The sequence below is a fragment of the Nannocystis pusilla genome, assembly GCF_020073745.1.
GTDB classification, from domain to species: domain Bacteria; phylum Myxococcota_A; class Polyangia; order Nannocystales; family Nannocystaceae; genus Nannocystis; species Nannocystis radixulma.
Window position 1 is genome coordinate 637751 of the sequence record NZ_JAIRAU010000001.1, and the last position, 22210, is coordinate 659960.

Sequence of the window (22210 nt, forward strand, 5' to 3'; positions counted from 1 at the left end):
GTGGACGCGCCGACGCTGCACGCCTTCCTCCGCCGCCTCGAGCAGGACCGCGCGCTCGGCCTCGACCTGCGCGCCACCCTGGCCGTCGAGGCGCTGCTCGAGGAGATGGCCGCCGATGCGGAGGCCGGCGAACCATGGTCGTATGATTCCCAGTGCGCGGCGATCGCCTCGGTGCTGGCGCGCGACCAGAGCGAGTGGCAGGCCGTCCACGCGCGCTTGAAGGTCTTTTTTAAAGCCCCCGAGGGCTACCTGGCGGGCGACGAGCCGGTCCGCGAGATCGAGGCGAAGCAGGCCGGTCCGCGCGCCAGGCCGAGCATCGTCCTCGTGCCGTCGACGGCGCCGGCGAGTCGACGCCAGCGCCTCGTCGCCCGCGTCCGGGCACGCGCGGCCGACTCGCTCCGGCGCCTGCACCGTCTGCCGCGGCCGGTGTGGGGCTGGTCGATGGCGGTGGTGAGCGCGGCCGCGGCGGTGGTGCTCGTCGTCGGCGCGGTGGTGGCGGTCCGCTGGCTGGCGGCGCGGCTCGAGCCGCTCCCCGCGGCGATCGAGAGCGGCGTGCCGCGGTCGCACGAGGAGGCGCCGGCGCAGGGGCCCCAGCCGTCGGTCGTGTATCAACCTGTCCGCGAGGACAGTAAGCAATCGGGGCCACGCGCCGCGCCGGCGCAGCCGCCGGGATCGACGCCGGAGCCCGCCATCGAGCCGGTGACCCCCGGGCCGCGCGAGGATGCTCGAGTCGGACCTGTCCGCGAGGACATGTCATCCGGCGGCTCGGCCGGCGCCGAGGAGGATGTCCGCGAGGACCTGTCCTTCGAGGGTTCGAGCGGCGCCGGCGATGATGCCCGCGAGCCGGACGAGGAACATGTCCGCGAGGACAGCTCCCGCGCCGCCGAGTCGTCCGCGGCCGCCGCGCTGGACGACGTGCTGCGCGGCGAGCCCGAGGCGCGGCCGGGCGCGCGCTATGCCACGGGCGTCGCGCTGTGGCTGGTGTCGCTGCTGTTCGCGGCGGTGGGGATCCGCTGGCTGGGCGCGGGGCGGCGGCAGGTCGTCGCGCGCGACGAGCAGCGGCGGCGAGCCCTCGACCTGCGGCGGCAGCAGGCCGGCGACGACGACGCGCAGGCGCTGCCGTACGCGGTCGAGCGGGTCGCTCCGCTGCCGCTCGCGGCGATCGACGACGCCGCGACGATCCTCGGGCGCGTCGCCGAGCTCACCCGCGGCGACGAGCTCGACGTCGACGCGACCCTCGACGCGACCAGCCGCCGCGCCGGCCAGTTCACGCCGGTGCTCGCGCCGGGGCGCCAGCAGCACCACATCACCGTCCTGGTCGACGTGGAGACCGGCAGCCACCCGTACTTCCACGCGGTGCTGTTCGTGCTGACCCGCTGGCACCGGCTCGGCGTGAAGATCGAGCGCCACGACTTCAAGCACCGCCCGCGCTTCGTCGAGGCGCGCCCGGTCGACGCCGATGTCGACGCGCTGCGCACCGAGATCGCCGCGCGCCGCGAGCTCGGGGCGCTGGCGCGGCGCAGCGACGGCGCCCCGCTGCTGATCGTCACGCGCATGACGGACCTCGCCGAGAAGACCGGGGCGATGCCGTGGCTGCGTCACCTCGGCGCGTGGCCGGCTCGCGCGGTCCTCGACCTCGACCCGCGCCCGCTGGCCGAGCGCGACGGCGAGGCGCGCAGGGTCGTGAACCGCCTGCGCGACGCCGGGGTCGCGCGCTTCCCGTTCACGGCCGAGGGCCTGCGGGCGATGGCGATGCACATGACCTATCGGACAGGCATGCCGGCGCTCGAGCCGGGCCTGCGGCCGTGGCCGGAGGTGCTGACCCACCTGCGCCGCTGGGCCGCGCTCGCGGCCTCGGTGCCGGACCCGACGTGGGCCCAGCTCGACGCGTTCCGCCGCAGCTTCGAGGACCTGCGGCTGGCCCTGCCGGACCCGCGCTACGTGCAGCGCCTGCTCGACTGGCTGCGCAGCGAGAAGGAGAACCCGATCAGCGCCGACGGCCGCCGCCTGGCGATCTCGCCCGACCTCGTGCGCGCGCTCCTCGACGAGCTGCGCGCCGCGGAGGGGCTCGCGCCGGGCCAGCTCTCCACCGCCGAGCGCCGCGCCCGCGAGCTGGTGATGCAGCAGATCGCCGCCGCGACCCCGACGTCCGGGGGGATGAGCGACCGCTGCGCGATGCGCTTCGCGTTCCACCGCGCGGTGCTCGAGCCGGCCCGCGCGCACGAGCTGCTGCCGTTCTTCGCCAACGCCGAGGCGCCCGAGCTCGCGGCGCTGCTCGCGGCGCACCTCGGCCGCCTGCCGGGGCCGGGCCATGAGTGGCGATCGGTCCAGGAGCACATGGTCGAAGGGACAGATGGGCCGGTACTGCTGACGCACCTGCTCGGCCGGCCGTGGTGGGTGCGGCGGGACCTGCCGCGGCTGCTGTCCGTGGCGGGCCTCGCCGGCGCGGCGTGGGCGACGCTGCTGCTCGAGCTCGAGGCGCGCGCGGTCGCTGCGGGGCTGGTCGGGGCGCTCGGGCTGGGCCTCACGGCAATCGCCCACGGGCGCGCGAGGCGGAGCGCGCGGCTCGCCGCCGTGATGACTGACGAAGCCGAGGCGGCGCCGCGACCGGGATGGTTCGCCCGTCCGTGGCTGCGGGGCCTGCTGAACCAGGCCGTGCCGCTCATGGTCGGCGTGGCGCTCGCGTACGGGGTGACGAGCCTGTTTGCGCCGGAGCCGGTGAAGACGACGGCGGACCCCGCCGTCGTCGAGGAGGTCGACCTGCCGGCGCTGCTCGACAAGATCGCGGTGCTGCTCGACGAGGGCGAGTACGTCCAGGCGCTGGCCCAGCTCGACAGGCGCGCGCAGGAGTTCGCCGCCGACCCGGAGCTCGCTGTCCTCGCCAACGAGCTGCGCGAGCGGGCGGAGGTGGAGCTGCGACTCGCCGCGGCGAGCACGGCCGTCGACAACGGCGACAACAACTTCGCGCTCCGGATCTACGCGGTGGTGCGTGACTTCGATCCCGCCAACCTCGAGGCGAGGGCGGGGATCTCGGCGCTCGCGCCGACGCTCGACCCGGACCGCCGATTCTCGTTCGTCCGCATCGAGACGACGCCGACGTCGCGGGCGCTCGTCGACGGACAGGTCTTCGACACGCCGATCGAGCTGCCGCTGAACGTCGGGTCCCACGAGCTCGTCGTCATGGCCCCGGGGTACGAGGCGATGCGCAAGACCATCGAGGTCCAGGAGCGCGACATGACCTTGTGGTATGATTTGCAGCCGCTGGTCGTCACGCAGGAGAAAGCGGCGAAGCCGGCGACGAAGACCCAGAAGAAGGCGCCGACCACGGAGATCGCGTTCGACCTCCTGCCGCCCGCGGGTCCGGTCAACAAGAAGGACGCGGGCGAGGCGACGGACGCGAGCTCGACCCCCGGCGACGACGAGACCGGCGTCGATGCCGTCAAGAAGTCGGCGCGCGGGAATCAGGACGATCCAATCGTGCGACCGGTGCAGCCGCATCGCGATGATGCGGAGTTCCTGGCGGGGCGCGCGAAGTACCGCGAGGGGAATTACGTCGGCGCCGTGGCGTCGTTCCAGCGCGCGTACGCGGCGAAGGCCCGCGCCGAGCTCCTGTCCAGCATCGGTCGCGCGTACGAGCGAGCCGGATACCCGAGCCTCGCCGTGCATTACTACGAAAGGTTCATCACCGAGGCGTCCGTCGACCCGGCCTTCGGCGAGGCGGACATCCAGCGCGTCCGCGTCGTCCTGGGGATCGTTCGAGCCGCCGAGAAAGCGAAGCTCGAGCGCAAGTCGAGGTCCTCGAAGTGAATTCTCAGCCACCCACGACACGTTGCATGCGCACGCCGGTCTCCGGTCCGAGCGTGATGCGCCGGCGGACGATCGGCACCGGCTTCGGCTCGCGCAGCGCCAGCGTCGCCTCGCGCATCGTCACCGCCAGGGCGATCCGCAGCTCGTAGAGCGACAGCGCGGCGCCGAGGCAGCGGCGGTTGCCGCCGCCGAAGGGGACGAACTCCGACGCGCCCGGCTTGCGGTCGAGCATGCGCTGCGGCTCGAAGCGGGTCGGGTCGGGGTACAGGTCGGCGCGCCGGTGCACGAGCGGCAGCGCGACCCCGACGGCGGTGCCGGCGGGCAGCTCGTGGTCGCCGAGGCGCCACGGGCGGCGCAGGCGGCGGAGCACCATCTCGACGACCGGGTGCAGGCGCAGCGTCTCGTCGATCACCGCGCCGAGGTAGGGCAGCCTGGCCAGCTCCTCGGGCGCGTCGGAGGCGTGCGCGAGCTCGTCGTGCAGGCGCGCGCGCACGTGGGCGTTCTCGGGCCGGTGCAGCTCCTCGAGCGCGGCGGCGAAGGTGGTGGCGGTCGTCTCGTGGCCGGCGATCAGCAATGTGCGCAGCTCGTCGCGGATGTCGCGGTCGGTCATCCGCGAGCCGTCCTCGTAGCGCGCGTTCAGCATCATCGACAGGATGTCGTCGCGTTCGCTCGCCCGCTCGCGCACGCGATCGATCTGCTCGTAAAGCAAGCAGTCGACCTCGTCCGACCTGCGCAGGAACTTCGCCCACGGCCCGAGCCCGAACGGCGCCCGCTGGAACACCTCCGCAGCGTTGAAGATCGGCAGCGCCGCGTCGAGCATGGCCACCAGCGCCGCGGTGTGACGCTCGACCAGCGCGCGCTCCTCCACGCCGTAGACCGCGCGGATGATGACCTCGAGCGAGACCTTCAGGCCGAGGTCGAGCGCGCGGAACTCCTGGCCCGGCGCGACGGTGGCGAGCGCCCGTCGCGTGGCGTCGGCCATCGTCGCGCCGAAGGCCCGCATGCGCTCGCCGTGGAACGGCGGCAGCAGCAGCTTGCGCTCGCGCCGGTGCGGCTCGCCGGCCATCAAAAGCAGCGAGTGCTGGCCGAACAGCGGGGTGAGGGTGGTGCTCCCGAAGGTGTCGAAGAGGTCGACGTCGGTGATGCCGAACACCTCGCGGGCGAGCCGCGGGTCGGCGGTCAGGACCAGGTTGCCGTGGGCGAGCGGGAGCGTGAACGGGTCGCCGTATTTGTCGCGGGCCCGCGTCATGGCGCCGATGGGCTCGCGCATCACCGCGAAGCTGGTCCATAGCGTCGAGCGTGGTCCAGGTGGGAGCGCCGGCATGGCCGGCAGTGTCGTGGATGCCGGCGGGCCTGCCAATGGCACGAGATCGCGCGACGCGGTCGTCGGCTCATTCGCCGGTGGCTCGCCGCCACGCGGCGCTCAGGGCTGCGGCGGCGCGCGTCACTTCCTCCTCGGTCGTGCCGCGGCCGAGGGTCAGGCGCACCGAGCCGATCGCCGCGTCCGCGGGCACGCCCATGGCGACGATCACCGCGGAGGCGCTCTCGTGGCCCTCGTGGCAGGCGGACCCGGTCGACGCGGCGATCTCGGGCGCCCCGGCGAGCACGGCGCTGCCCGGGACCTTCGGGAAGCGCACGTTGAGCGTGTTCGGCAGGCGCAGCTGCGGGTGGCCGTTGAGACCGAGCCCGGGCACCGCGCTCGCCAGCTTGTCCCACAGCAGGTCGCGCAGCCGCTCGATCCGCGCTGACGTCGTTGCGAGATCTCCGGCCGCGGCCAGGCACGCCGCGCCGAGGCCGACGATGCCGGCGACGTTCTCCGTGCCCGGGCGGAGCCCGCGTTCGTGGCCGGCGCCCAGCAGCACCGGCGCGAGCGGCGTGCCGCGGCGGACGTAGAGCGCCCCGACGCCCTTCGGCGCGTAGAGCTTGTGGCCGGCGACCGACAGCAGATCGACGTCGAGCTCGCGCACCCGCACGGCGACCTTGCCGAGCGACTGGGCGGCGTCGGTGTGCATCAAGGCGCCTGTCTCATGGGCCAGATGCGCGAGCTCGGCGATCGGCTGCAGCGCGCCGGTCTCGTTGTTCGAGTGCATCACGGTGACGAGGACCGCGCCTCTGGCGATCGCCGCGCGGGCCTCTTCGAGGCGGGCGCGACCGCCGGCGTCGACGCTCACGCGCGTCAATTGCCAGCCCTGGCGCTCGAGCCATGCGCACGGCCGTTCGGTGGCGGGGTGCTCGACGGCGGTCGTGACGATCGCACCGGGTCGCGCGTGCCGCCCGGCGACGCCGCGGATCGCCAGGTTGTTGGCCTCCGTGCCGCCCGAGGTGAAGAGCACCTCGTCGTCGTCGCACCCGAGCAGCCCGGCGACCTGCTCGCGGGCGCGGGCGACGGCCTCGCGCGCGCGAGCGCCGAAGACGTGGCCGCTCGACGGGTTGCCGAAGTGCGAGCGCAGGAACGGCAGCATCGCGTCGACGACCTCGGGCAGGAGCGGCGTGGTCGCGTTGTGATCGAGGTAGATGACGGCGTCCGGGCTCACGGGTCCGAGTCTCGGGCGGCGGGGCGGCGATCGTCAACCACGCGACGGCTCGCCGTCATCGTGCTCGTGTTGCGAGCGACGTGCTCGGCCGGTCGCGCGACGGTCGGTCGAGGCGCCGGGGCGAGCGAGCGAGCGCTGGCGGCGAGGCACGCGCGTCATCGCCTCTCGTGCGGCCTCGCCTACACTGTTCACATTCTCGGGGGCATCCCTCATGGCTTCGCCTGCGCCATTCGACCGCCTCAGGCACGCGTACACGCGCATCGGACCACACATACGGGCAATTGGCGGGCCGAGGCTGCTGACGATCCTCGCGGCCAGCCTGGGGCTGGTGATGGTCGACACTCGCGCGGCCGGGGCCGCCGCGTTCGTGCTGGTCGCGACAGCGGGCACGGCGGTGGCGCTCGGCCGGGCGCTGCGGGTGAGCGCCCGCGGTGGGGCCAGCGCGGGTGATCACGACGTGCTCGCGGGCGAGATTCGCCGCTGGCGCAGCCTCGTCGCCGTCGCCGATCAGGCGATCGCCACGGTGACGCGCAGCGGGATCGTGACGACCTGGAACGCCGCGGCCGAGCGGATGTACGGCTGGCGCGCGCACGAGATCGCGGGGCGTTCGTTGCTCGAGGTCGTCGCCGAGGCGCGGCGCGCCGAGGTCGCGGCGAAGCTCGAGCCGCGGAGCGCGGGCGACGGGACGGCGTCGTTCGAGACCGTCGCATTGCATCGCCCACGGCCTGGTCGAGGCCCACGGCGGCCAGATCTGGGCCGAGAGCCGCGAGGCGAGCACGAGCTTCCGCTTCACCTTGCCGATCGAACAGGCGATGCTCGCGTGACGGGGCCGAGGCGCCTCACGCACTGGAGGACGGCGGCGGCGGGGTCGGCAGCGCGACGGTGAAGGTCGAACCCTCGCCGGCGCGGCTGTCGACGCGGATCTCACCGCCGAGCCCGGTGACGATGCTCGCAGCGATACTGAGCCCGAGTCCGAGCCCGCCGAAGCTGCGCGGGACGGCGCGCTCGAAGCGACGGAAGATGTGCGGCAGCCGCTCGGGCGGGATGCCGATGCCGTGATCGCGGACGATCACGGTGGCGAGGCCGTCGTCGTCGCCGACGCTCACCTCGACCGGTCGGCCGGCGCCGAACTTCACGGCGTTGTTCAGCAGGTTGGTGACGACGACCTCGAGGCCGGTGCGATCGCCTCGCACGACGACCGGCCCCGCGGCGGTGAAGCGGACGGTGCAGCCGCGCTGCGCCGGCAGGTCGGCGCAGTCGTGGAGGACGTCGCGCACGAGCTCGGTGAGGTCGACTCGCTCGAGCGTCGGCGGGGGCGGCGCGCGACCCTCCTGCAGCGGCGCGAGGATCACGAGGTCGATCAGCCGGGACATGCGCGTGGCCTGGCGCGCGATCGTCTCGACGGAGCGCTGCACCCCCGGCAGGACCGGCGCGGGCAACCTGCGGCGCAGCAGGTCGACGGCGAACTTGAGCGCGGCGATCGGGGTCCGCAGCTCGTGACCGGCGAGCACGAGGAAGTCGTCGCGCGTGCGCAGCGCCTCGCGCGTCTGGGCGAGCAGGTGCGTGTTCTCGAGCACGACGCCGAGCTGCTGCGCGTAGGCCTCGGCGAAGCGGAGGTCGTCGCGGTCGTAGTGGCGATTGTCGCTGGCGAATGTCATCACCCCGGTGACGACGTCGCGGGCGAACAGCAGGACCGACATGGTGCTGCGGACGCCGAGCTGCAGATACGCGTCGATGTGCCGGCGCGGTAGCCCGAGCCGCCGCAGCGTGTCGGCGTCGACGCACGGGACGAGCAGGGACTGCCGCTCGCGCAGCGCCCTGAAGCCGATGCCCGAGCTGGTGATGCCGTGGCAGTACTGCGCGCACATCTCCTCGACCTGGCGCCGGCGCTCGGGCCGGACGTGCGCGGTGGCGACGCAGCGCGCTTGCTCGCCCTCGAGCCGGATCAGCGTGGCGAGCTCGCCGAGGGTCGGGATGGCGCGCTGCACCGCGGCCGCGTACGCCTCGTCGAGGTCGAGCGCCTGCGCGACGGCGGTCGAAGCCCGGGCCAGGAACGTGGCCCGGCGCTCGTTCTCCTCGGCCCAGGTGCGCGCCTGTGCCTCGATCAAGGAGGACAGGATGTGGCTCATGGTCAACGCCAATTCGCACTCGCGCGAGCTCCAGGGCCCCTCGCGCAGGCGCTCGTGGCAGAGGACGCCGATGAGCTCGCCGCGCGAGAACACCGGCACGTCGAGCATCGAGCGGATCGCGTGGATCGTCAGGTACTCGCCGAGAGATCGACTGCGTGGGTCGGCGCGCGTGTCGGCGATGTCGAGCACCTGGACCCGATGGATCTCCGCGAAGTACTCCGGGTGGTCGCGCTCGCGCACGACATGCCCGCGCTCGAGCAGCTTCTCGGTGGCGACATACCCGAGCTCGCACACCAGCGACGAAGGGTCGGCGCGGAGGCTCCAGTAGCTCGCCCGCTCGACGCCGATGAGATCGCACGCGATCTCGAGCAGCTGATGCAGCGCGACGTCCCAGTCCTCTTTCCCCAGGAGGCCGACGCGCAGCAGGGTCGCCACGACCGAGGTGCGCTTCCGTGGCATGACCCCGAAGAAGTAGGTGCCACTGTTTGCACGCGCAATGAGCTCCGTCGCACCCGTGTCCTCGGCGCATTTCACTCCGCGGGAGGTGCGGCGAGGCCACGCGTGTCACTCGCTCACGGTCGTGCGCTCGCCGGTCGCGCTCGCCCCGCCTGACGGCGCGCGGCGTGGAAGGGGGCGATGCGAGGCTCGTGCGCAACGACCGCGCCATCGCACGCACGAGTCGATCGCCATCGCAGCGGTCAGCGCGACGGCACGACCGCGACCGGGCACGCGGCGAAGCTCGCCAGCGTCGAGGCGGTGCTGCTGAGAAACGCCCGGGCCACGGTGCCGAGGCGGCGCGAACCGACGACGACGATCGCGGCCTCGCAGGCCTCGGCGAGGCGGGCGAGCGCCTGCGGCGGGTCGCCGTGGAGCACGTGACGGGTGGCGCCCGCGAGCCCGCGTTCGGCGGCCCACTCGCGCACGGCGTCGACGACGTCGGCGCGGTAGATCTCGCGGGCCGCGAGCCAGCGCGGGTCGAGCTCGTCGATGAACTCGTTGTCGAGCGCGGCGCCGACGTGCACGAGCTCGAGCGCGCGACCGTGGCGCGCGGCGAGCTCCTGGGCGAACGCGACGGCGCCGGCGCTGGTGTCCTCGAGGTCGGTGGCGACGAGCACCGGGCCGGCCGCGGCGACGGTCCATTCGGGCGGCACCACGATCACCGGCGCCGGCAGTCCACGCAAGATCCGCCGCGCCGTCGCCCCGAGGCGGATCAACGCCCGGCCCTCGCTCGGCGCGGCGCGGCCGATGACGAGGCCGGTCGCGCCCTCGGCGGCGCGGGCGAGGCCGACCTCGGCGCGGTCGGCCTCCACCACCTGAATGTCGTCCGGCGAGGCGAGCCCCATCTCGCCGGTGGCGCGGGCGAGGGCGGCGTGGAGCTGCTCGTAGTCGTCGCTGCGGAGGTAGCCGCGCGTCCACGTCTCGAGCACGTGGACGCTCGTCACCGGCTCGCCGGCCTCGCGGAGCCAGCGGGCGAACGCCACGGCTCCGCGAGAGCGCGCGCCGAGATCGAGGCCGAGGATCCATCGCCGTGCTGTCGCCATTCGTATGCGTGCTCCTGTCGCCGGACATGAGGTTGCAATCGCCGCACCTCGACGGTCGGGCGAGAGAATCGTTGGAGATTCGGCCGACTCGGCGGGCAGGGCCGGGGCCGGGGCGCAAACCGTGCACGGCGCGTGCAAGACCCGCGGCGCCGGCGGCCTCGGCGATTCCTGCGCCGGCGGTCGCGCGCGGCTCGTGGACCGGGGCCGACCGCGGCGCGGCGAGCGTGAAGGCCCGCGCGGGCGGAGAATGAGATGTTCATTCGGACATGTGTGAACAGCCACGCGAGCCGCGATCCGAGGGCCGGCCCCGGTGTCGTGTGCGGCGCGCCGCCCTCGACTCCGCCGGGCGTGGGCTCCGGTGCTCCGCAGGCGCCGCGGGGCGAGCGGCGTCGTCGGCCCGATCGTCGGGATGACCCGGCTTGCCCGCCGCGGTCGGCGGCCGCGTCGCCTGGAGCGGGAATTGCTTCACCCTTCGCGCATGTCAGGACGGGCCCGGTCGCGCGAGGACACCATGACGCCGGCGGAGACATCGTCACTCGGCGGTCTCACGGAGGCCGAGGCGGCGCGTCGACTGGCCGCGGAGGGGCCCAACAGCCTGGCTCGCGATCAGCAGCGCGGTCTGCTCGTGCTGCTCGGCGAGGCGCTGCGCGAGCCGATGTTCCTGCTGCTGCTGGCGTGCGGCGCGATCTACTTCGTGATCGGCGACCTGCGCGAGGCGATCACGCTGCTCGCGTGCGTGGTCCTCGTGCTGGCGATCAGCGTGATCCAGGCCCACCGCACCGAGCGCGCGGTGGCGACGCTGCGGGACATGACGAGCCCGCGCGCGCTGGTCGAGCGCGGCGGCGTGAGCCGGCGGATCGCCGGCGCCGAGGTGGTGCGCGGCGACGTCGTGCTGCTCCACGAGGGCGACCGCGTGCCGGCCGACGGCGTGCTCCGCGAGGCGGAGGCGGTGGCGGTCGACGAGTCGCTGCTGACCGGCGAGTCGGTGCCCGTCGACAAGCACGCGGCCGGTGACGAGGCGGACGCGCGGGTGTTCAGCGGCTCGCTGGTGGTCAAGGGTCACGGGGTGGCCGAGGTCACCGCGACGGGGGCGCGCAGCGAGATCGGCAAGATCGGCGCCTCGCTGGCCGAGCTCGAGGCGGCGCCGTCGCGCGTGCAGGGGGAGATCCGCCGCCTGGTGCGGATCTTCGGCGGGCTCGGGGTGTCGTGCTGCGCGGTCGTGGTGCTGGTGGCGGGGCTGGTCCGCGGGGCGTGGCTGCAGGGGATGTTGTCCGGCATCACGCTGGCGATGTCGCTGGTGCCCGAGGAGTTCCCGCTGGTGTTGACGGTCTTCCTCGCGCTCGGGGCGTGGCGGATGTCGCGGCGCAACGTGCTCGTGCGGCGGATCCCCGCGCTCGAGAACCTCGGCGCGGCGACGACGTTGTGCGTCGACAAGACCGGGACGCTGACCGAAAACCGCATGACGCTGGTCGAGCTGCGCGCCGAGGCGGCTCGCTGGCGCGCCGACGCCGACGAGCCGCCGGTCGAATCGGTGGCGCTGCTCGTCGAGGTCGCCGCGCTCGCCAGTCAGCGCGACGCGGTCGACCCGATGGACGCCGCGTGCCGGCGGTTCGTCCGCGAACACCAGCCGGCCCGCGCCGAGCAGCACGACCGCTGGCAGCTCCTGCGCGAATATCCGCTGAGCCCGGAGCTCCTGGTGTTCGCGCAGGCGTGGCGGACCGATGCGGAGACGTCGGTGGTCGCGGCCAAGGGCGCGCCCGAGGCGGTGGCGACGCTGTGCCGGCTCGACGAGGCGGCGCTGGCCGCCATGCGGGCGGCGCTGGAGGAGATGACGGCGAGCGGCCAGCGGGTGCTGGGGGTCGCGCGCGCCGAGTTCGCCGGCGAGCCGCGGGCGCGCACGAACGACTACGAGTTCCGCTGGGTCGGGCTGCTCGGGCTCCACGATCCGCCGCGCGCCGAGGTTTCGGCCGCGCTGGCGGAGTGTCGCGGGGCGGGCCTGCGGGTCGTGATGATCACGGGCGACGCGCCGGGCACGGCGCGGGCGATCGCGGGGCAGGTCGGGTTGTCGGCGGAGGGGCTGGTGACCGGCGGCGAGCTGGCGGAGCTGACGGACGAGCAGCTCGCGGCGCGCCTGCGCGGGGTCGAGGTGTGCGCGCGGGTGCTGCCGGCGCAGAAGCTGCGGATCGTGCGCGCGCTGCAGGCCTCGGGCGAGGTCGTGGCGATGACCGGCGACGGCGTGAACGATGCCCCGGCGCTCAAGGCGGCGCAGATCGGCGTGGCCATGGGCGGCCGGGGCACCGACGTCGCGCGCGAGGCGGCCGCGATCGTGCTGACGCGCGACGACTTCACCGACCTGGTCGCGTCGGCCGCCGAGGGGCGGCGGATCTTCGACAACCTGCAGAAGGCGCTCGGGTTCATCGTCGCGGTCCACGTGCCGATCGCCGGCATCGCGCTGGTGCCGATGTTCTTCGGCATGCCGATGTTGTTCCACCCGATCCACGTGGTGTTCCTCGAGCTCGTGATCGACCCCGCCTGCTCGGTGGCGTTCGAGGCCGAGCCGGCGGAGCCGAACATCATGCGCAGGCCGCCGCGCCCGCCCGCCGCGGCGCTGCTCGATCGCCGCACGATCGTGCTGTGCCTGGCCCAGGGCGCGATCGCCCTCGTCGTGTGTCTCGGCGGCCTGTGGTTCTATCACTTCCACCTCGGTCGCCCGCTCGGCGCGGCCCAGGCGGTGATGTTCGTGACCCTGGTGCTCGGCAACCTCGGGCTGATCCTCATCCACCGCTCGACGACGATGCCGCTGCTCCGCGCCCTCCGCACCCCCAACCCCGCGCTGTGGGGGGTCGTGCTCGGGACGATGGCGCTGCTGCTCGCCATCGTCGGCGTCCCGGCGCTGCGGCGAATGTTTCACTTCGAGGCGGTGTCCGCGGTCGACCTGGCGCAGTGGGCGATCCTCGGGCCGCTCGGGGTGATGGGATTTCACGCGCTCAAGCGGCGGCTCGCGCGGGCGAGCTGAACGTATCGGCGGTCGTCGACCCACGCGTCGGGCGGGCGAGCGGCACAACTTTCGCGCGGCCGGTCCTGTTCGTCTCGCGTCCGCAGGTCCATGGTTGACTCCGCATGTACAAACAAGTCCTCGCAGCCCTCGACGGATCTCCGCGCACCGATCTCGTGTTTCGCCACGCCGAGCAGCTGGCGCGCATGTACGGGGCGGCGCTTCACCTGGGTCGTGCCATCAATGTGCCGGCGGGCGTTCCCATCGAGGCGTGGGCGCTGTCCGGCGTCGAGCTGACGGAGAAGCTCACCGAGGACGCCCACAGCGACCTCGCGGCGCTGCGCGGGCGCCTGTCGCCGCCGCTCCCCGGCCGCGACCTGGTGCGGGTGGGGCGACCTGCCCAGGTGATCTGCGAGCTCGCGGACGAGCTCGCCTGCGACCTGATCGTGCTCGGCAGCCACGGCTTCGACGTGCTCGATCGCCTGCTCGGGACCACCGCGGCGCGCGTCGTCAACCACGCGCATTGCAGCGTGATGGTCGTCCGCCCGTCGCGCAGCGCGTGAACGGTCAAGCGCCGGCGGCGGGCCGACCGTCGTCGTCGGCGCGGGGCGAGGGCTCGCTGCGTCGCTCCGCGGTGCCCGGCCTGGCGGCGCCGTACTCGTTGAGCCGGTACTGGATCTTGCGCGGCGAGATGCCAAGGATCCTGGCGGCCTTGCTGGTGCTGCCGCCGGTGTGCTCGAGCGTCTGCAGGATCGCGTAGCGCTCGATGTCCCACAGGGTCGCGCCGGGGATCGCCGGCGCGCCGCGCTGGCCGGTCGCGCCGGCCGTGAACTCGCGCGGCAGGTCGCGCGGCTCGATCTCGCGGCCGCGCGCGAGGATGACGGCCCGCTCGATGCATTGCTCGAGCTGACGCACGTTGCCGGGCCAGTCGAGGCCGAACAGGATCTGCAGCACCCGCTCGGCGCAGCTCGTGACCTGCTTGCCGAGCTTGCGCGCGTGGCGTTGCACGAAGTGGGTCGCCAGCAGGGCGATGTCGTCCCGGCGCTCGCGCAGGGCCGGGACGCGCAGGCCGACGACCTCGAGCCGCTCGGCGAGGTCCTGGCGGAAGCCGCCGCCGGCGACCGCGGCGGCGAGGTCGCGGCTGGTGGTGGCGATCACGCGGACGTCGATCTCGAGGCGGGCGCCGCCGAGGCGGGTGACGCAGCGCTCCTGCAGCAGGCGGAGCAAGCGCGCCTGCAAGGCCAGCGGCAGGGCGTCGACGTCGGTGAGCAGGAGGGTGCCGCGATGGGCCGCGACCACGCGGCCCTCGGCGCCGAACAGCTCGTCGGCGAGGGTCGCCTCGTCGGCGGTGCTGCAGCACACGCGCACCAGCCGGCCGGCGCGGCCGCTGAGCTGGTGGACGAGGTGCGCGATGTGCTGCTTGCCGGTGCCCCGCTCGCCGGTGATGAGCAGGGCGACCGGCGCCTCGGCGACCTGCGCGGCGAGCTCGAGCAGGTCGCGGAAGGTCCGGCTCTGGCCGACGAGGTCGGCGGTGTCGGCGGCGCCCGCGGTCGCGCGCGCCTCCTTGAGCCCGCCGGCGACGGCGCGGCCGGCGACGATGCGCTGCAGCGTCAGCAGCACCTGGTCGAGGTTCAGCGGCTTGCTGAGGTAGTCGTCGGCGCCGAGCTGCATCGCCTCGACGGCGCCCTCGACCGAGCCGAAGCCGGACATGACGACGACGGCGACCTCGGGCAGGCGCTCGCGCAGGCGGGCCATCAGCTCGATGCCGCCGAGCGCCGGCATCTTGACGTCGGTGAGCACGATGTCGGGCCGCCACTCGTCGGCCCGCCCGAGCGCCTTGTAGCCGTCGGCCGCGCACTGGACCTCGTACCCCTCCTCTCGCAGCAATGCGGACAGCGCCGAGCGGGCGTTCGGCTCGTCGTCGACGATGAGGATCCGGGGAGCGGCGGGGCTGGGGTTCGGCATCGTAACATGTCCTCAGGGACAGGTGTGGCGCGCCGGTGTGGCAGCAGCCGGCCGCCGTGGTCGAGCAACCTCCGTGCCAGATCGGAGGCCGGTGCGGACGCAACGATCGCGCGGACCCGGGGTGCAGCGGTTGCGTCGAGGTGCACGCCTTGCGCGGCGCTCAGAACCGACCCACCAGCGCGAGGCCGAGGTGGCCGCGCGCGGCCGTGGGGACCACGTCGACGCGGAGCTCGCGGTCGGGCGCGTACTTGCGGTAGGCCAGCCCGTACACGAGCAGGCTCGAGCCGGCGACCACGCTCGACAGACCGATCTGCAGCAGGGTCCACGGCGTCGCCGAGGCGCGCGAGCTCTCGGCGAATTGCCAGCCGAGCCCGGCGGCGACGAAGAGGAGGCCGCCCGTGGTGGTCAGGCCGCCGACGGAGATCCACGGGGCCGCGCCCGCGCGCGACGGGCTGCGCGAGCCGCAGACGCGCCCGCGGACGCCGGCGCCGAGGGTCAGCAGGCCGAGGCTCGTGGTGTTGAGCGCGACCGCGGCCAGCGCCATGGCCGGCAGGCGCGGCGGGCACTCGACGCAGCGGTCCACAGCGGCGACCTGCTGCGCGCTGGCGAGGCCGAGGCCGAGGCCGGCCGCGCCGGCGAGCGCGCCTGCCGTGAGGACGACGACGCCCTCGAATCGCCGCGGCGCCTCGACGCGGGGCGAGGTCGGCGCGACCGCATCGACCCGCGGAGCGGGGGCCAGGAACATGGCGAGGGCGAGCCACATCGGCGGCTCCTTTCATGCCACGCGCGGGAGCGCGGGCCATCGCCGGCGGACCAGGCGAGACTCGCCTCGCGGTCGCGGCGAGCGCCGTGGTCGGATGGCGTGAATGACGAACGAGCGGCGGATCGCCGGGATGGTCGCGGGCGAGACGGTCCGCGAGCGACACGCCGGCCGTCGATTGTGATGAATCGCCCCCGTGGCGACCGCGACCGATCGTGCGTGCACTGCGTGCATTCGTGTGCAGGATCTGCGCGTGCGATGGCGGCGCGCCGCGGATATCGTCGCGCGAGGGGGGCGGGCGAGAACTGACGCGGGGGGAGCTTCATCGTCGGCGATGGGCCATACGGCGCGACGTGCAGGTCCTGCACGGCCGCGCAAGGCGCTCGCGCGGGTGACGGCGACGGTCCGCAGGCGGGCCCTGAAAGATGGCGCGCGCACGATGGCATGACGCTTGCTCAATGTGCTCCCGGACCGGCTCACATACCATGACCCGATGCTCCATGACTCAACCGGTCCAGGCCGGCGCGGCGACGGCTCGACCGGTCGCGGTGCTCGTCGTCGACGGCGAGCCGAAGACGGCGACGGTGTTGGTCAAGCTGCTGCGGGTCGACGGCTTCTTCGTCGAGGTCGCGGCGGACGCGGCGGCGGCCGAGAGCCGCATCGAGCACGGCCCGCGGCCGGACGTGCTGGTGATGGACGTGTCGCCGGCGCGCGCGGGCGAGGTGGAGACGCTGCGGCGGATCCACGCGCGCCACCCGACGCTGCCGCTCGTGATCGTCACGGCGCACCCGCAGGTCGCCGACCGCCTCGCGCTGGGGCCCGCGCCGCGGTGCAGGATCGTCACCAAGCCGATCGATTATTCGGGGCTGCTGCGGCTGCTGGAGGCCGTCACGTGAGGCGAGGAGCGCGGCAACGCCGGGCCTTGTGGCCGTGCAGGTGGCGATGGTAATTTTCACGCGGACACAGCGAGAGCGACGGTCTCCTCTGCCGCACCCCGGTCTACCAGCCCGCGATCCCCCCGCCGCAGAGACCCGGTTCGAGGAGCTGAAGCGCTACGTCGCGTTCGCCGCCGAGGACGCGGCGCTGCTGCGCTCGTTCCGCGACGTCGCGGCGCCGCACTTCGGCCGGATCGCGCAGGAGTTCTACGACCGGATCCGCCAGCACGACGAGGCGCACGCGGTGTTCACCGGCGAGGCCCAGATCGCGCGGCTGCAGCGGTCGCTGGTGCTGTGGATGGAGCGGCTGTTCGGCGGCCGCTACGACGAGGCCTACTTCGAGGACACGGCGCAGATCGGCCGGGTCCACGTCAAGGTCGGGCTGCCGCAGCGCTACATGTTCACGGCGATGGCGCTGATCCGCTCGTCGCTGCTGCGGATCGCCGAGGCCAACGGCCCGGCGGGCCTCGCGGTCATGGACGCCATCTCGCGCCTCCTCGACCTCGAGCTGGCGATCATGCTCGAGAGCTACCGCGACAACTTCGTCGCCCGCATCCAGCAGGTCGAGCGGCTCGAGCGGCAGGCGCTCGGCGCCTCGCTGGCGCGCACGGAGCACCGCTACGTCAACGCGGTGGAGCTCGCGCACGTGATCATCGTCGGCCTCGACGCGCACGGCTCGATCCTGCTGTTCAATCAAGAGGCCGAGCGGATCACCGGGTTCGCCCGCGACGAGGTGATGGGCCGCTCGCTGCTCGAGTGCCTGGCGATCGACGAGACCGGCGAGGGCGCCGAGCTGCGGGAGATCTTGCGCGGCTTCGCGGCGGCGCAGGTCGAGGCGCGCGAGCGCGAAGATGTGGTGAGCCGGGCGATCGAGACCGGGATCGCCACGCGCGCCGGTCAGCGTCGCAGCGTGCTGTGGCAGCTGACGCACGCGCCGTCGAGCGGCGACGACGTGTGCGTGTTCGCCATCGGCCGCGACACCACCGACGAGAAGGCGCTGCTGGCCCGCACCAAGCAGCAAGAGAAGCTCGCGGCCATCGGCACGCTCGCGGCCGGCTTGGCCCACGAGATCCGCAACCCGCTCAACGGCGCGCAGCTGCACGTCACGTACCTCGACCGCTCGCTCAAGAAGTCCGGCGCGCACCCGGAGCTGATCGAGACCGTCGGGGTGGTGGCCGACGAGATCCGGCGCCTCGGCAGCCTCGTCACCGAGTTCCTGGCGTTCGCGCGGCCGAAGCCGCTGCTGATCAAGCGCGTGTCGGTGCAGACGCTGCTCGAGCGCGCGGCCCAGCTGGTCGCCGCGCAGGCGCAGCAGCACGGCGTGGAGGTGGCGCTCGACGTCCCGCCGCAGCCGGTCGAGTTCGAGGCGGACCCGGCCAAGCTCGAGCAGGTGCTGCTCAACCTGACGCAGAACGCGATCGAGGCGGTCGCCGGCGAGCCGGGCGCGGGCCGGGTGGTCCTGCGGGCGCGGCGGCAGCCGCAGACGGTGTCGTTCGAGGTCGAGGACGACGGCCCCGGGATCCCCGACGCCGCGCCGATCTTCGACGCGTTCTTCTCGACCAAGCCGCAGGGCACCGGCCTCGGCCTGTCGATCTCGTACCGCATCATCACCGACCACGGCGGCACCCTCGACGTCGACAGCAAGCGCGGAGCCACCATCTTCCGCATCGTGCTGCCGCTCGACGGCCCGCCCGACAGCGCGCACAAGACGCGCGCGGAGGCCACGTAATGGCGCAGGAGCAGCAGAAGCCGCGAATCATCGTCGTCGACGACGAGCCGAGCGCGCGCCAGGGGCTGGAGAAGCTCCTGCGCCACGAGGGCTTCGACGTGCGCATCGAGGCCGACGGCGCCGCCGCGCTGCGCACCGCCGCCGAGTTCGTGCCCGACGTGGTGGTGACCGACCTGCGCATGCCGAAGATGGACGGCATGGAATTGCTGAAGCGGCTGCGCGAGCAGGACCGCGACATCCCGGTGATCGTGGTCACCGCGTTCGGCGAGGTCGCTTCGGCGGTGGCGGCGATGCAGGCCGGCGCCGACGACTACCAGACCAAGCCGGTCGAGATCGACGCGCTGGTGCTGGCGATCCGGCGGGCGATGGAGCGGCGAGCGCTGCGGAGCGAGGCGGAGAACCTGCGCCGACAATTGCGCGAGCGCGACGGCAGCGGTCTGCAGGGGCTGCTCGGCACGAGCCCGGCGATGCAGCAGGTCTACCGCACGGCCAAGCAGGTGGCGGGGGCGCGCGCGACGGTGCTGCTCACCGGCGAGAGCGGGACCGGCAAGGGCGAGCTGGCGCGCGCGATCCATGCCCTCGGCCCGCGCGCGAAGCAGCCGTTCGTGGCCCTGCACTGCGCCGCGCTCGCGGAGTCACTGCTCGAGAGCGAGCTGTTCGGCCACGAGAAGGGCTCGTTCACCGGCGCCGACCGCCAGCGGATCGGCCGCTTCGAGCAGGCCGACAAGGGCACGCTGTTCCTCGACGAGATCGGCGAGATCTCGCCGACGCTGCAGGTCAAGCTGCTGCGCGTGTTGCAGGAGCGGACGTTCGAGCGCGTCGGCGGCGGCGAGTCGATCAAGGTCGACGTCCGGGTCGTCGCCGCGACCAACCGCGACCTGGCGAAGGAGGTCCGCGAGGGCCGCTTCCGCGAGGACCTGTTCTACCGCCTCAACGTCGTCCACATCGAGCTGCCGCCGCTGCGCCTGCGCGGCCGCGACGCGCTGCTGCTGGCCGAGCACTTCCTCCAGCGCTTCGTCGCCGAGAACCACGCGTCGATCCGCGGCTTCACGGAGCGCGCGCAGGCGAAGATCGCCCGCCACACCTGGCCCGGCAACGTCCGCGAGCTCGAGAACGCGGTCGAGCGCGCGGTGGTGCTGTGCGACGCGGACGTGATCGACGCCGACCATCTGCCGTTCGAGGGCGCCCCCGATGTCCAGGGCGGGGTGCGGATCCCCGGCGCGACGATGGCGGAGATCGAGCGCCACGCGATCCTCTCCACGCTCGACGCCGTCGGCGGCTCGACCGCCCGCGCGGCCGAGATCCTCGACATCAGCGTGCGCACGATCCAGTACCGCCTGCACACGTACGGACGGCGGTGACGCTCTCCGCCGTGCCTGTCCATTCGGGCAGGTAGTAGCTTTACAGGCAGGCTTCGTCGCTCGCCTGCTCCTCGGCGTCGCAGCCGTCGCCCGCGTCGATCTGCTCGCAGGTCAGCCCGGACACGCAGGCGATCGACGCCTCGGTCGCCTCGAGGCAGGCCGCGCTGACCAGGCTCGCCTCGGCGACGAAGTAGGTGCACTCGTACGCGCGCGAGATCTGCCAGTCCTCGTCGATGAAGTTGCACTCGAACAAGCGCGCGGCGTAGGCGTCGCACTGCTCGCTGGTGCACGCGTCGCTGATCAATGCGTTGTTCTCCGCCTCGCACGGGCTCGCCCCCGGGTCCAACAGCTCCTGGCAGCTCGCGGCGGTCTGGCAGGCGAAGATCTCGTCTTGCAGGGCGAGGCAGGCCTCGCCAGGATAGGCGGCGATCGCACGCGCCTGTGCGCAGTTCTCGAGGCAGCCCTCGGCGAACGGAGAGTCGCACTCGACCTCGTGCGCGCAGAGGGCGGCACAGATGGCGTCCTCGACGCCCCCGGTGGTGGCGTCGCCGGTGGTGGCGTCGCCGGTGCTGCTCGTCGGTGCGTCGGGCCCGGTCGTCGGTGTGCCGGTCGTCGACGGGTCGTCCGACGTCGTGCTGCTCGCAGGGTCCGTGGTGGTCTCGTCGGTGGTCGAGCCATCGCCCTTGGCAGTGCAGGCCAGCGCGAGGGTCAGGGTCAGGAGGTAGGGTGTACGCATCATCGGATCCTCTCTTGTTGGAAACTGTCAATCGAGAGCGGGCAGACCCGCGGGCCGGGCCGGGGTCGGGCCGGGCGGCCGGCGGGCCTGGGCCGCGAGGACCTTGCGCTGAAGCTCGCCGAGCTCCGGGAGGAGCTGGCGGTTGGTGTCATTGAGCTGACGCAACAGCGACGCCGGGACAGGTCCGCCGGCCGCGACGGCCGCGTAGAGGTCGTCGAACACGCGGGCGAGCGCGGGCGGGACGCTGTTCGAGTCGGAACGGTGCTGGGTGCGACGGCCGGGCTTGATCGCGGCGACCGCGGCGTCGACGTCGCCGCGGCCGACCCACCGCAGCACCTCGGTGACGACGCGCGCGGGATCGGCGAGGACCTGGTCGTACGTCTGGAGGCGCGCGGGATAGCGGCGCAGGCTGATGTCGCGGACGAGGGCGAAGTTCTCCATCCACCACTCGTACGCCGGAGGGAAGTATGAGCTGTCCTCGGGGACAGGCTGTCCCGCGCGCGCGAAGGCCTCGCGCTCGATGGCGTAGAGGCGCAGGATCGACGCCTCGTACTCGCGCCACTCGCGAACGTTGGCGACGAGGTGGGTGATATAGGCGCGCTCGCTGCGGATCACCCCGGGGATGAAGACCTTGACCGCATAGCCCTCGACGTGGTCCGGCAAGAAGTACTCGCCCGTGGTCGGGTTCGGGTTGGTCCGGTAGTAGATCCCGTGGCGCAGCAGGGTCTCGTAGAAGCCGTCGGGGTTGGCCTCCTGGATGCCGGTGAAGCCGCGCGGGAAGGCCTCCCCGAGCACGGGGAGGCCGGCTGCGCGAAACACCTGCATCCACATCGAGGTCCCGCTTCGCTTGGTGCCGGAGACGAATAGCATGAGTGTCCCTGAATCGATCGTGGTTGTCGGAGAGGATGCAGGCGTCTCGTGGTGTCGTGATCGCGCTCAGTACGCGGTGGGGCACGCCATGGTTGCGGCGTCCGACTCCGTCGCGCACTGCTCCTCGTCGCCGTTGAATTGCCTGCAGTCGAGGTTCAGGATGCAGGTCATGAGCTCCTCGAGAGCGGTGAGGCAGGTCGGACCGTCCTCTTCGCCCTTGGCCCAAAACATGTTGCAATCCATGAGGAGGTAATCGAAGTAGGAAGCAGCCTCCGGGTCACATTCGACGTAGCGCTCGGCGAGCTGCTTGCACAGCGGGTAATCGGGCTCGGCCGCGCCGGTGGTGCCTTCCGTGGTGCTGGACGAGGTCGGCTCGGCGCTCGTCGTGTCGCTCATGCCGGTGTCGGTCTCCGACGCGCCGTCCGTGCCGCCCATCGTCGGGGCGTTCGAGTCGGTGGCGCCGGTCGTGGGGTCGGTCGTGGCGTCGGTCGTGGTCTCCTCCTTCGGGGGGCAGCCCAGCGACAGGCCGCCCAGTGACATCAGGAAGGTCAGGTTGCGTAACGAGTGCGTATCCATGGCCCGGGGTTGAGTCGCCGAACCGGCCGGAAAAATTGCGAGGCCTCGAAGATTTTTGCATCGCGGCTCGCGGACCCCCAGGCTCCGCCCGACAGGCGGACCGAGCGCGCGCTGGACCGGGCGCAGCAGCGGGACGCGGCCGGCGGGCCGCTGCGGGTCGCGGTGACCGCGGGTCTTCCGCCTGCGCGAGCTGTGGTCGCAGCACCGGCGCTACGTGTTCGTGCCGCACAGCCCGTCTCGTCCGCGAGCTCGCCCGCGAGGGCGTGGGCCCG

The 22210-nt window shown here is 73.2% G+C and carries 16 protein-coding genes; 7 read left to right on the top strand and 9 right to left on the bottom strand.

The features are described from left to right. The gene (locus K7C98_RS44570; protein WP_224189872.1) at positions 1-3807 is read left to right on the top strand and encodes a PEGA domain-containing protein; all 3807 of its coding nucleotides are present in this window, start codon (positions 1-3) and stop codon (positions 3805-3807) included. A gap of 4 nt (positions 3808-3811) precedes the next feature. On the opposite strand, the gene K7C98_RS02535 is transcribed toward K7C98_RS44570, so the two are convergent. Both K7C98_RS02535 and K7C98_RS02540 read right to left on the bottom strand, forming a co-directional pair. After that, positions 3812-5131 (bottom strand): cytochrome P450, encoded by a 1320-nt coding sequence (locus K7C98_RS02535; protein WP_224189873.1) that lies wholly within the window; start codon positions 5129-5131, stop codon positions 3812-3814. Between the two features lie 67 nt (positions 5132-5198). Then, positions 5199-6341 (bottom strand): cysteine desulfurase family protein, encoded by a 1143-nt coding sequence (locus K7C98_RS02540; protein WP_224189874.1) that lies wholly within the window; start codon positions 6339-6341, stop codon positions 5199-5201. 211 nt (positions 6342-6552) lie between these two features. Here K7C98_RS02540 and K7C98_RS02545 point away from each other — a divergent pair, with 211 nt between their 5' ends. Beyond that, complete coding sequence (locus tag K7C98_RS02545) at positions 6553-7227, top strand: PAS domain-containing protein (protein WP_224189875.1); 675 nt, start codon at positions 6553-6555, stop codon at positions 7225-7227. Here K7C98_RS02545 and K7C98_RS02550 read toward each other — a convergent pair. Both K7C98_RS02550 and K7C98_RS02555 read right to left on the bottom strand, forming a co-directional pair. Next, positions 7181-8929: an ATP-binding protein gene (locus K7C98_RS02550; protein ID WP_224189876.1), complete on the bottom strand. Its 1749-nt coding sequence runs from the start codon at positions 8927-8929 to the stop codon at positions 7181-7183. The genes K7C98_RS02545 and K7C98_RS02550 overlap by 47 nt on opposite strands. 239 nt (positions 8930-9168) lie before the next feature. Continuing rightward, complete coding sequence (locus K7C98_RS02555; RefSeq protein ID WP_224189877.1) at positions 9169-10011, bottom strand: universal stress protein; 843 nt, start codon at positions 10009-10011, stop codon at positions 9169-9171. A 478-nt stretch (positions 10012-10489) separates the two neighbouring features. Here K7C98_RS02555 and K7C98_RS02560 point away from each other — a divergent pair, with 478 nt between their 5' ends. Together K7C98_RS02560 and K7C98_RS02565 are read left to right on the top strand one after the other, a co-directional pair. Beyond that, complete coding sequence (locus tag K7C98_RS02560; protein WP_224189878.1) at positions 10490-13027, top strand: cation-translocating P-type ATPase; 2538 nt, start codon at positions 10490-10492, stop codon at positions 13025-13027. A 104-nt stretch (positions 13028-13131) separates the two neighbouring features. Next, complete coding sequence (locus K7C98_RS02565) at positions 13132-13569, top strand: universal stress protein (RefSeq protein ID WP_224189879.1); 438 nt, start codon at positions 13132-13134, stop codon at positions 13567-13569. Between the two features lie 4 nt (positions 13570-13573). Here K7C98_RS02565 and K7C98_RS02570 read toward each other — a convergent pair whose 3' ends face one another. Together K7C98_RS02570 and K7C98_RS02575 are read right to left on the bottom strand one after the other, a co-directional pair. After that, complete coding sequence (locus K7C98_RS02570) at positions 13574-14971, bottom strand: sigma-54-dependent transcriptional regulator (RefSeq protein ID WP_224189880.1); 1398 nt, start codon at positions 14969-14971, stop codon at positions 13574-13576. A 160-nt stretch (positions 14972-15131) separates the two neighbouring features. Next, a complete protein-coding gene (locus K7C98_RS02575) occupies positions 15132-15734 on the bottom strand; it encodes a hypothetical protein (protein ID WP_224189881.1) in 603 nt (200 codons plus the stop codon). A gap of 497 nt (positions 15735-16231) precedes the next feature. Here K7C98_RS02575 and K7C98_RS02580 point away from each other — a divergent pair, with 497 nt between their 5' ends. From K7C98_RS02580 to K7C98_RS02590, 3 genes are read left to right on the top strand one after another with little or no spacing between them, the layout of a single operon-like run. Beyond that, a complete protein-coding gene (locus K7C98_RS02580; protein ID WP_224189882.1) occupies positions 16232-16627 on the top strand; it encodes a response regulator in 396 nt (131 codons plus the stop codon). Positions 16628-16673: 46 nt separating this feature from the next. Then, positions 16674-18395: a protoglobin domain-containing protein gene (locus tag K7C98_RS02585; RefSeq protein ID WP_224189883.1), complete on the top strand. Its 1722-nt coding sequence runs from the start codon at positions 16674-16676 to the stop codon at positions 18393-18395. Further along, entirely contained in the window at positions 18395-19756 is a 1362-nt protein-coding gene (locus K7C98_RS02590) for a sigma-54-dependent transcriptional regulator (protein WP_224189884.1), read from the top strand. Before K7C98_RS02585 ends, K7C98_RS02590 begins: the two co-directional genes overlap by 1 nt. A 40-nt stretch (positions 19757-19796) precedes the next feature. Here K7C98_RS02590 and K7C98_RS02595 read toward each other — a convergent pair whose 3' ends face one another. The 3 genes from K7C98_RS02595 to K7C98_RS02605 all read right to left on the bottom strand — a co-directional run bounded on the left by K7C98_RS02595 (position 19797) and on the right by K7C98_RS02605 (position 21938). Continuing rightward, positions 19797-20492, bottom strand: coding sequence for a hypothetical protein (locus tag K7C98_RS02595; RefSeq protein WP_224189885.1), 696 nt, complete (start codon positions 20490-20492; stop codon positions 19797-19799). Positions 20493-20519: 27 nt separating this feature from the next. Beyond that, a complete protein-coding gene (locus K7C98_RS02600) occupies positions 20520-21362 on the bottom strand; it encodes a hypothetical protein (RefSeq protein WP_224189886.1) in 843 nt (280 codons plus the stop codon). A gap of 66 nt (positions 21363-21428) precedes the next feature. After that, positions 21429-21938, bottom strand: coding sequence for a hypothetical protein (locus K7C98_RS02605; RefSeq protein ID WP_224189887.1), 510 nt, complete (start codon positions 21936-21938; stop codon positions 21429-21431). Between the last annotated feature and the right edge of the window lie 272 nt (positions 21939-22210).

Bases quoted from the DNA above. Each gene is read 5' to 3' on its own strand.
- K7C98_RS02535 (WP_224189873.1), bottom strand. From the start codon at position 5,131: ATGCCGGCGCTCCCACCTGGACCACGCTCGACGCTATGGACCAGCTTC.
- K7C98_RS02545 (WP_224189875.1), top strand. From the start codon at position 6,553: ATGGCTTCGCCTGCGCCATTCGACCGCCTCAGGCACGCGTACACGCGC.
- K7C98_RS02550 (WP_224189876.1), bottom strand. From the start codon at position 8,929: ATGCCACGGAAGCGCACCTCGGTCGTGGCGACCCTGCTGCGCGTCGGC.
- K7C98_RS02555 (WP_224189877.1), bottom strand. From the start codon at position 10,011: ATGGCGACAGCACGGCGATGGATCCTCGGCCTCGATCTCGGCGCGCGC.
- K7C98_RS02560 (WP_224189878.1), top strand. From the start codon at position 10,490: ATGTCAGGACGGGCCCGGTCGCGCGAGGACACCATGACGCCGGCGGAG.
- K7C98_RS02565 (WP_224189879.1), top strand. From the start codon at position 13,132: ATGTACAAACAAGTCCTCGCAGCCCTCGACGGATCTCCGCGCACCGAT.
- K7C98_RS02570 (WP_224189880.1), bottom strand. From the start codon at position 14,971: ATGCCGAACCCCAGCCCCGCCGCTCCCCGGATCCTCATCGTCGACGAC.
- K7C98_RS02575 (WP_224189881.1), bottom strand. From the start codon at position 15,734: ATGTGGCTCGCCCTCGCCATGTTCCTGGCCCCCGCTCCGCGGGTCGAT.
- K7C98_RS02580 (WP_224189882.1), top strand. From the start codon at position 16,232: ATGACTCAACCGGTCCAGGCCGGCGCGGCGACGGCTCGACCGGTCGCG.
- K7C98_RS02585 (WP_224189883.1), top strand. From the start codon at position 16,674: ATGGTAATTTTCACGCGGACACAGCGAGAGCGACGGTCTCCTCTGCCG.
- K7C98_RS02590 (WP_224189884.1), top strand. From the start codon at position 18,395: ATGGCGCAGGAGCAGCAGAAGCCGCGAATCATCGTCGTCGACGACGAG.
- K7C98_RS02595 (WP_224189885.1), bottom strand. From the start codon at position 20,492: ATGCGTACACCCTACCTCCTGACCCTGACCCTCGCGCTGGCCTGCACT.
- K7C98_RS02600 (WP_224189886.1), bottom strand. From the start codon at position 21,362: ATGCTATTCGTCTCCGGCACCAAGCGAAGCGGGACCTCGATGTGGATG.
- K7C98_RS02605 (WP_224189887.1), bottom strand. From the start codon at position 21,938: ATGGATACGCACTCGTTACGCAACCTGACCTTCCTGATGTCACTGGGC.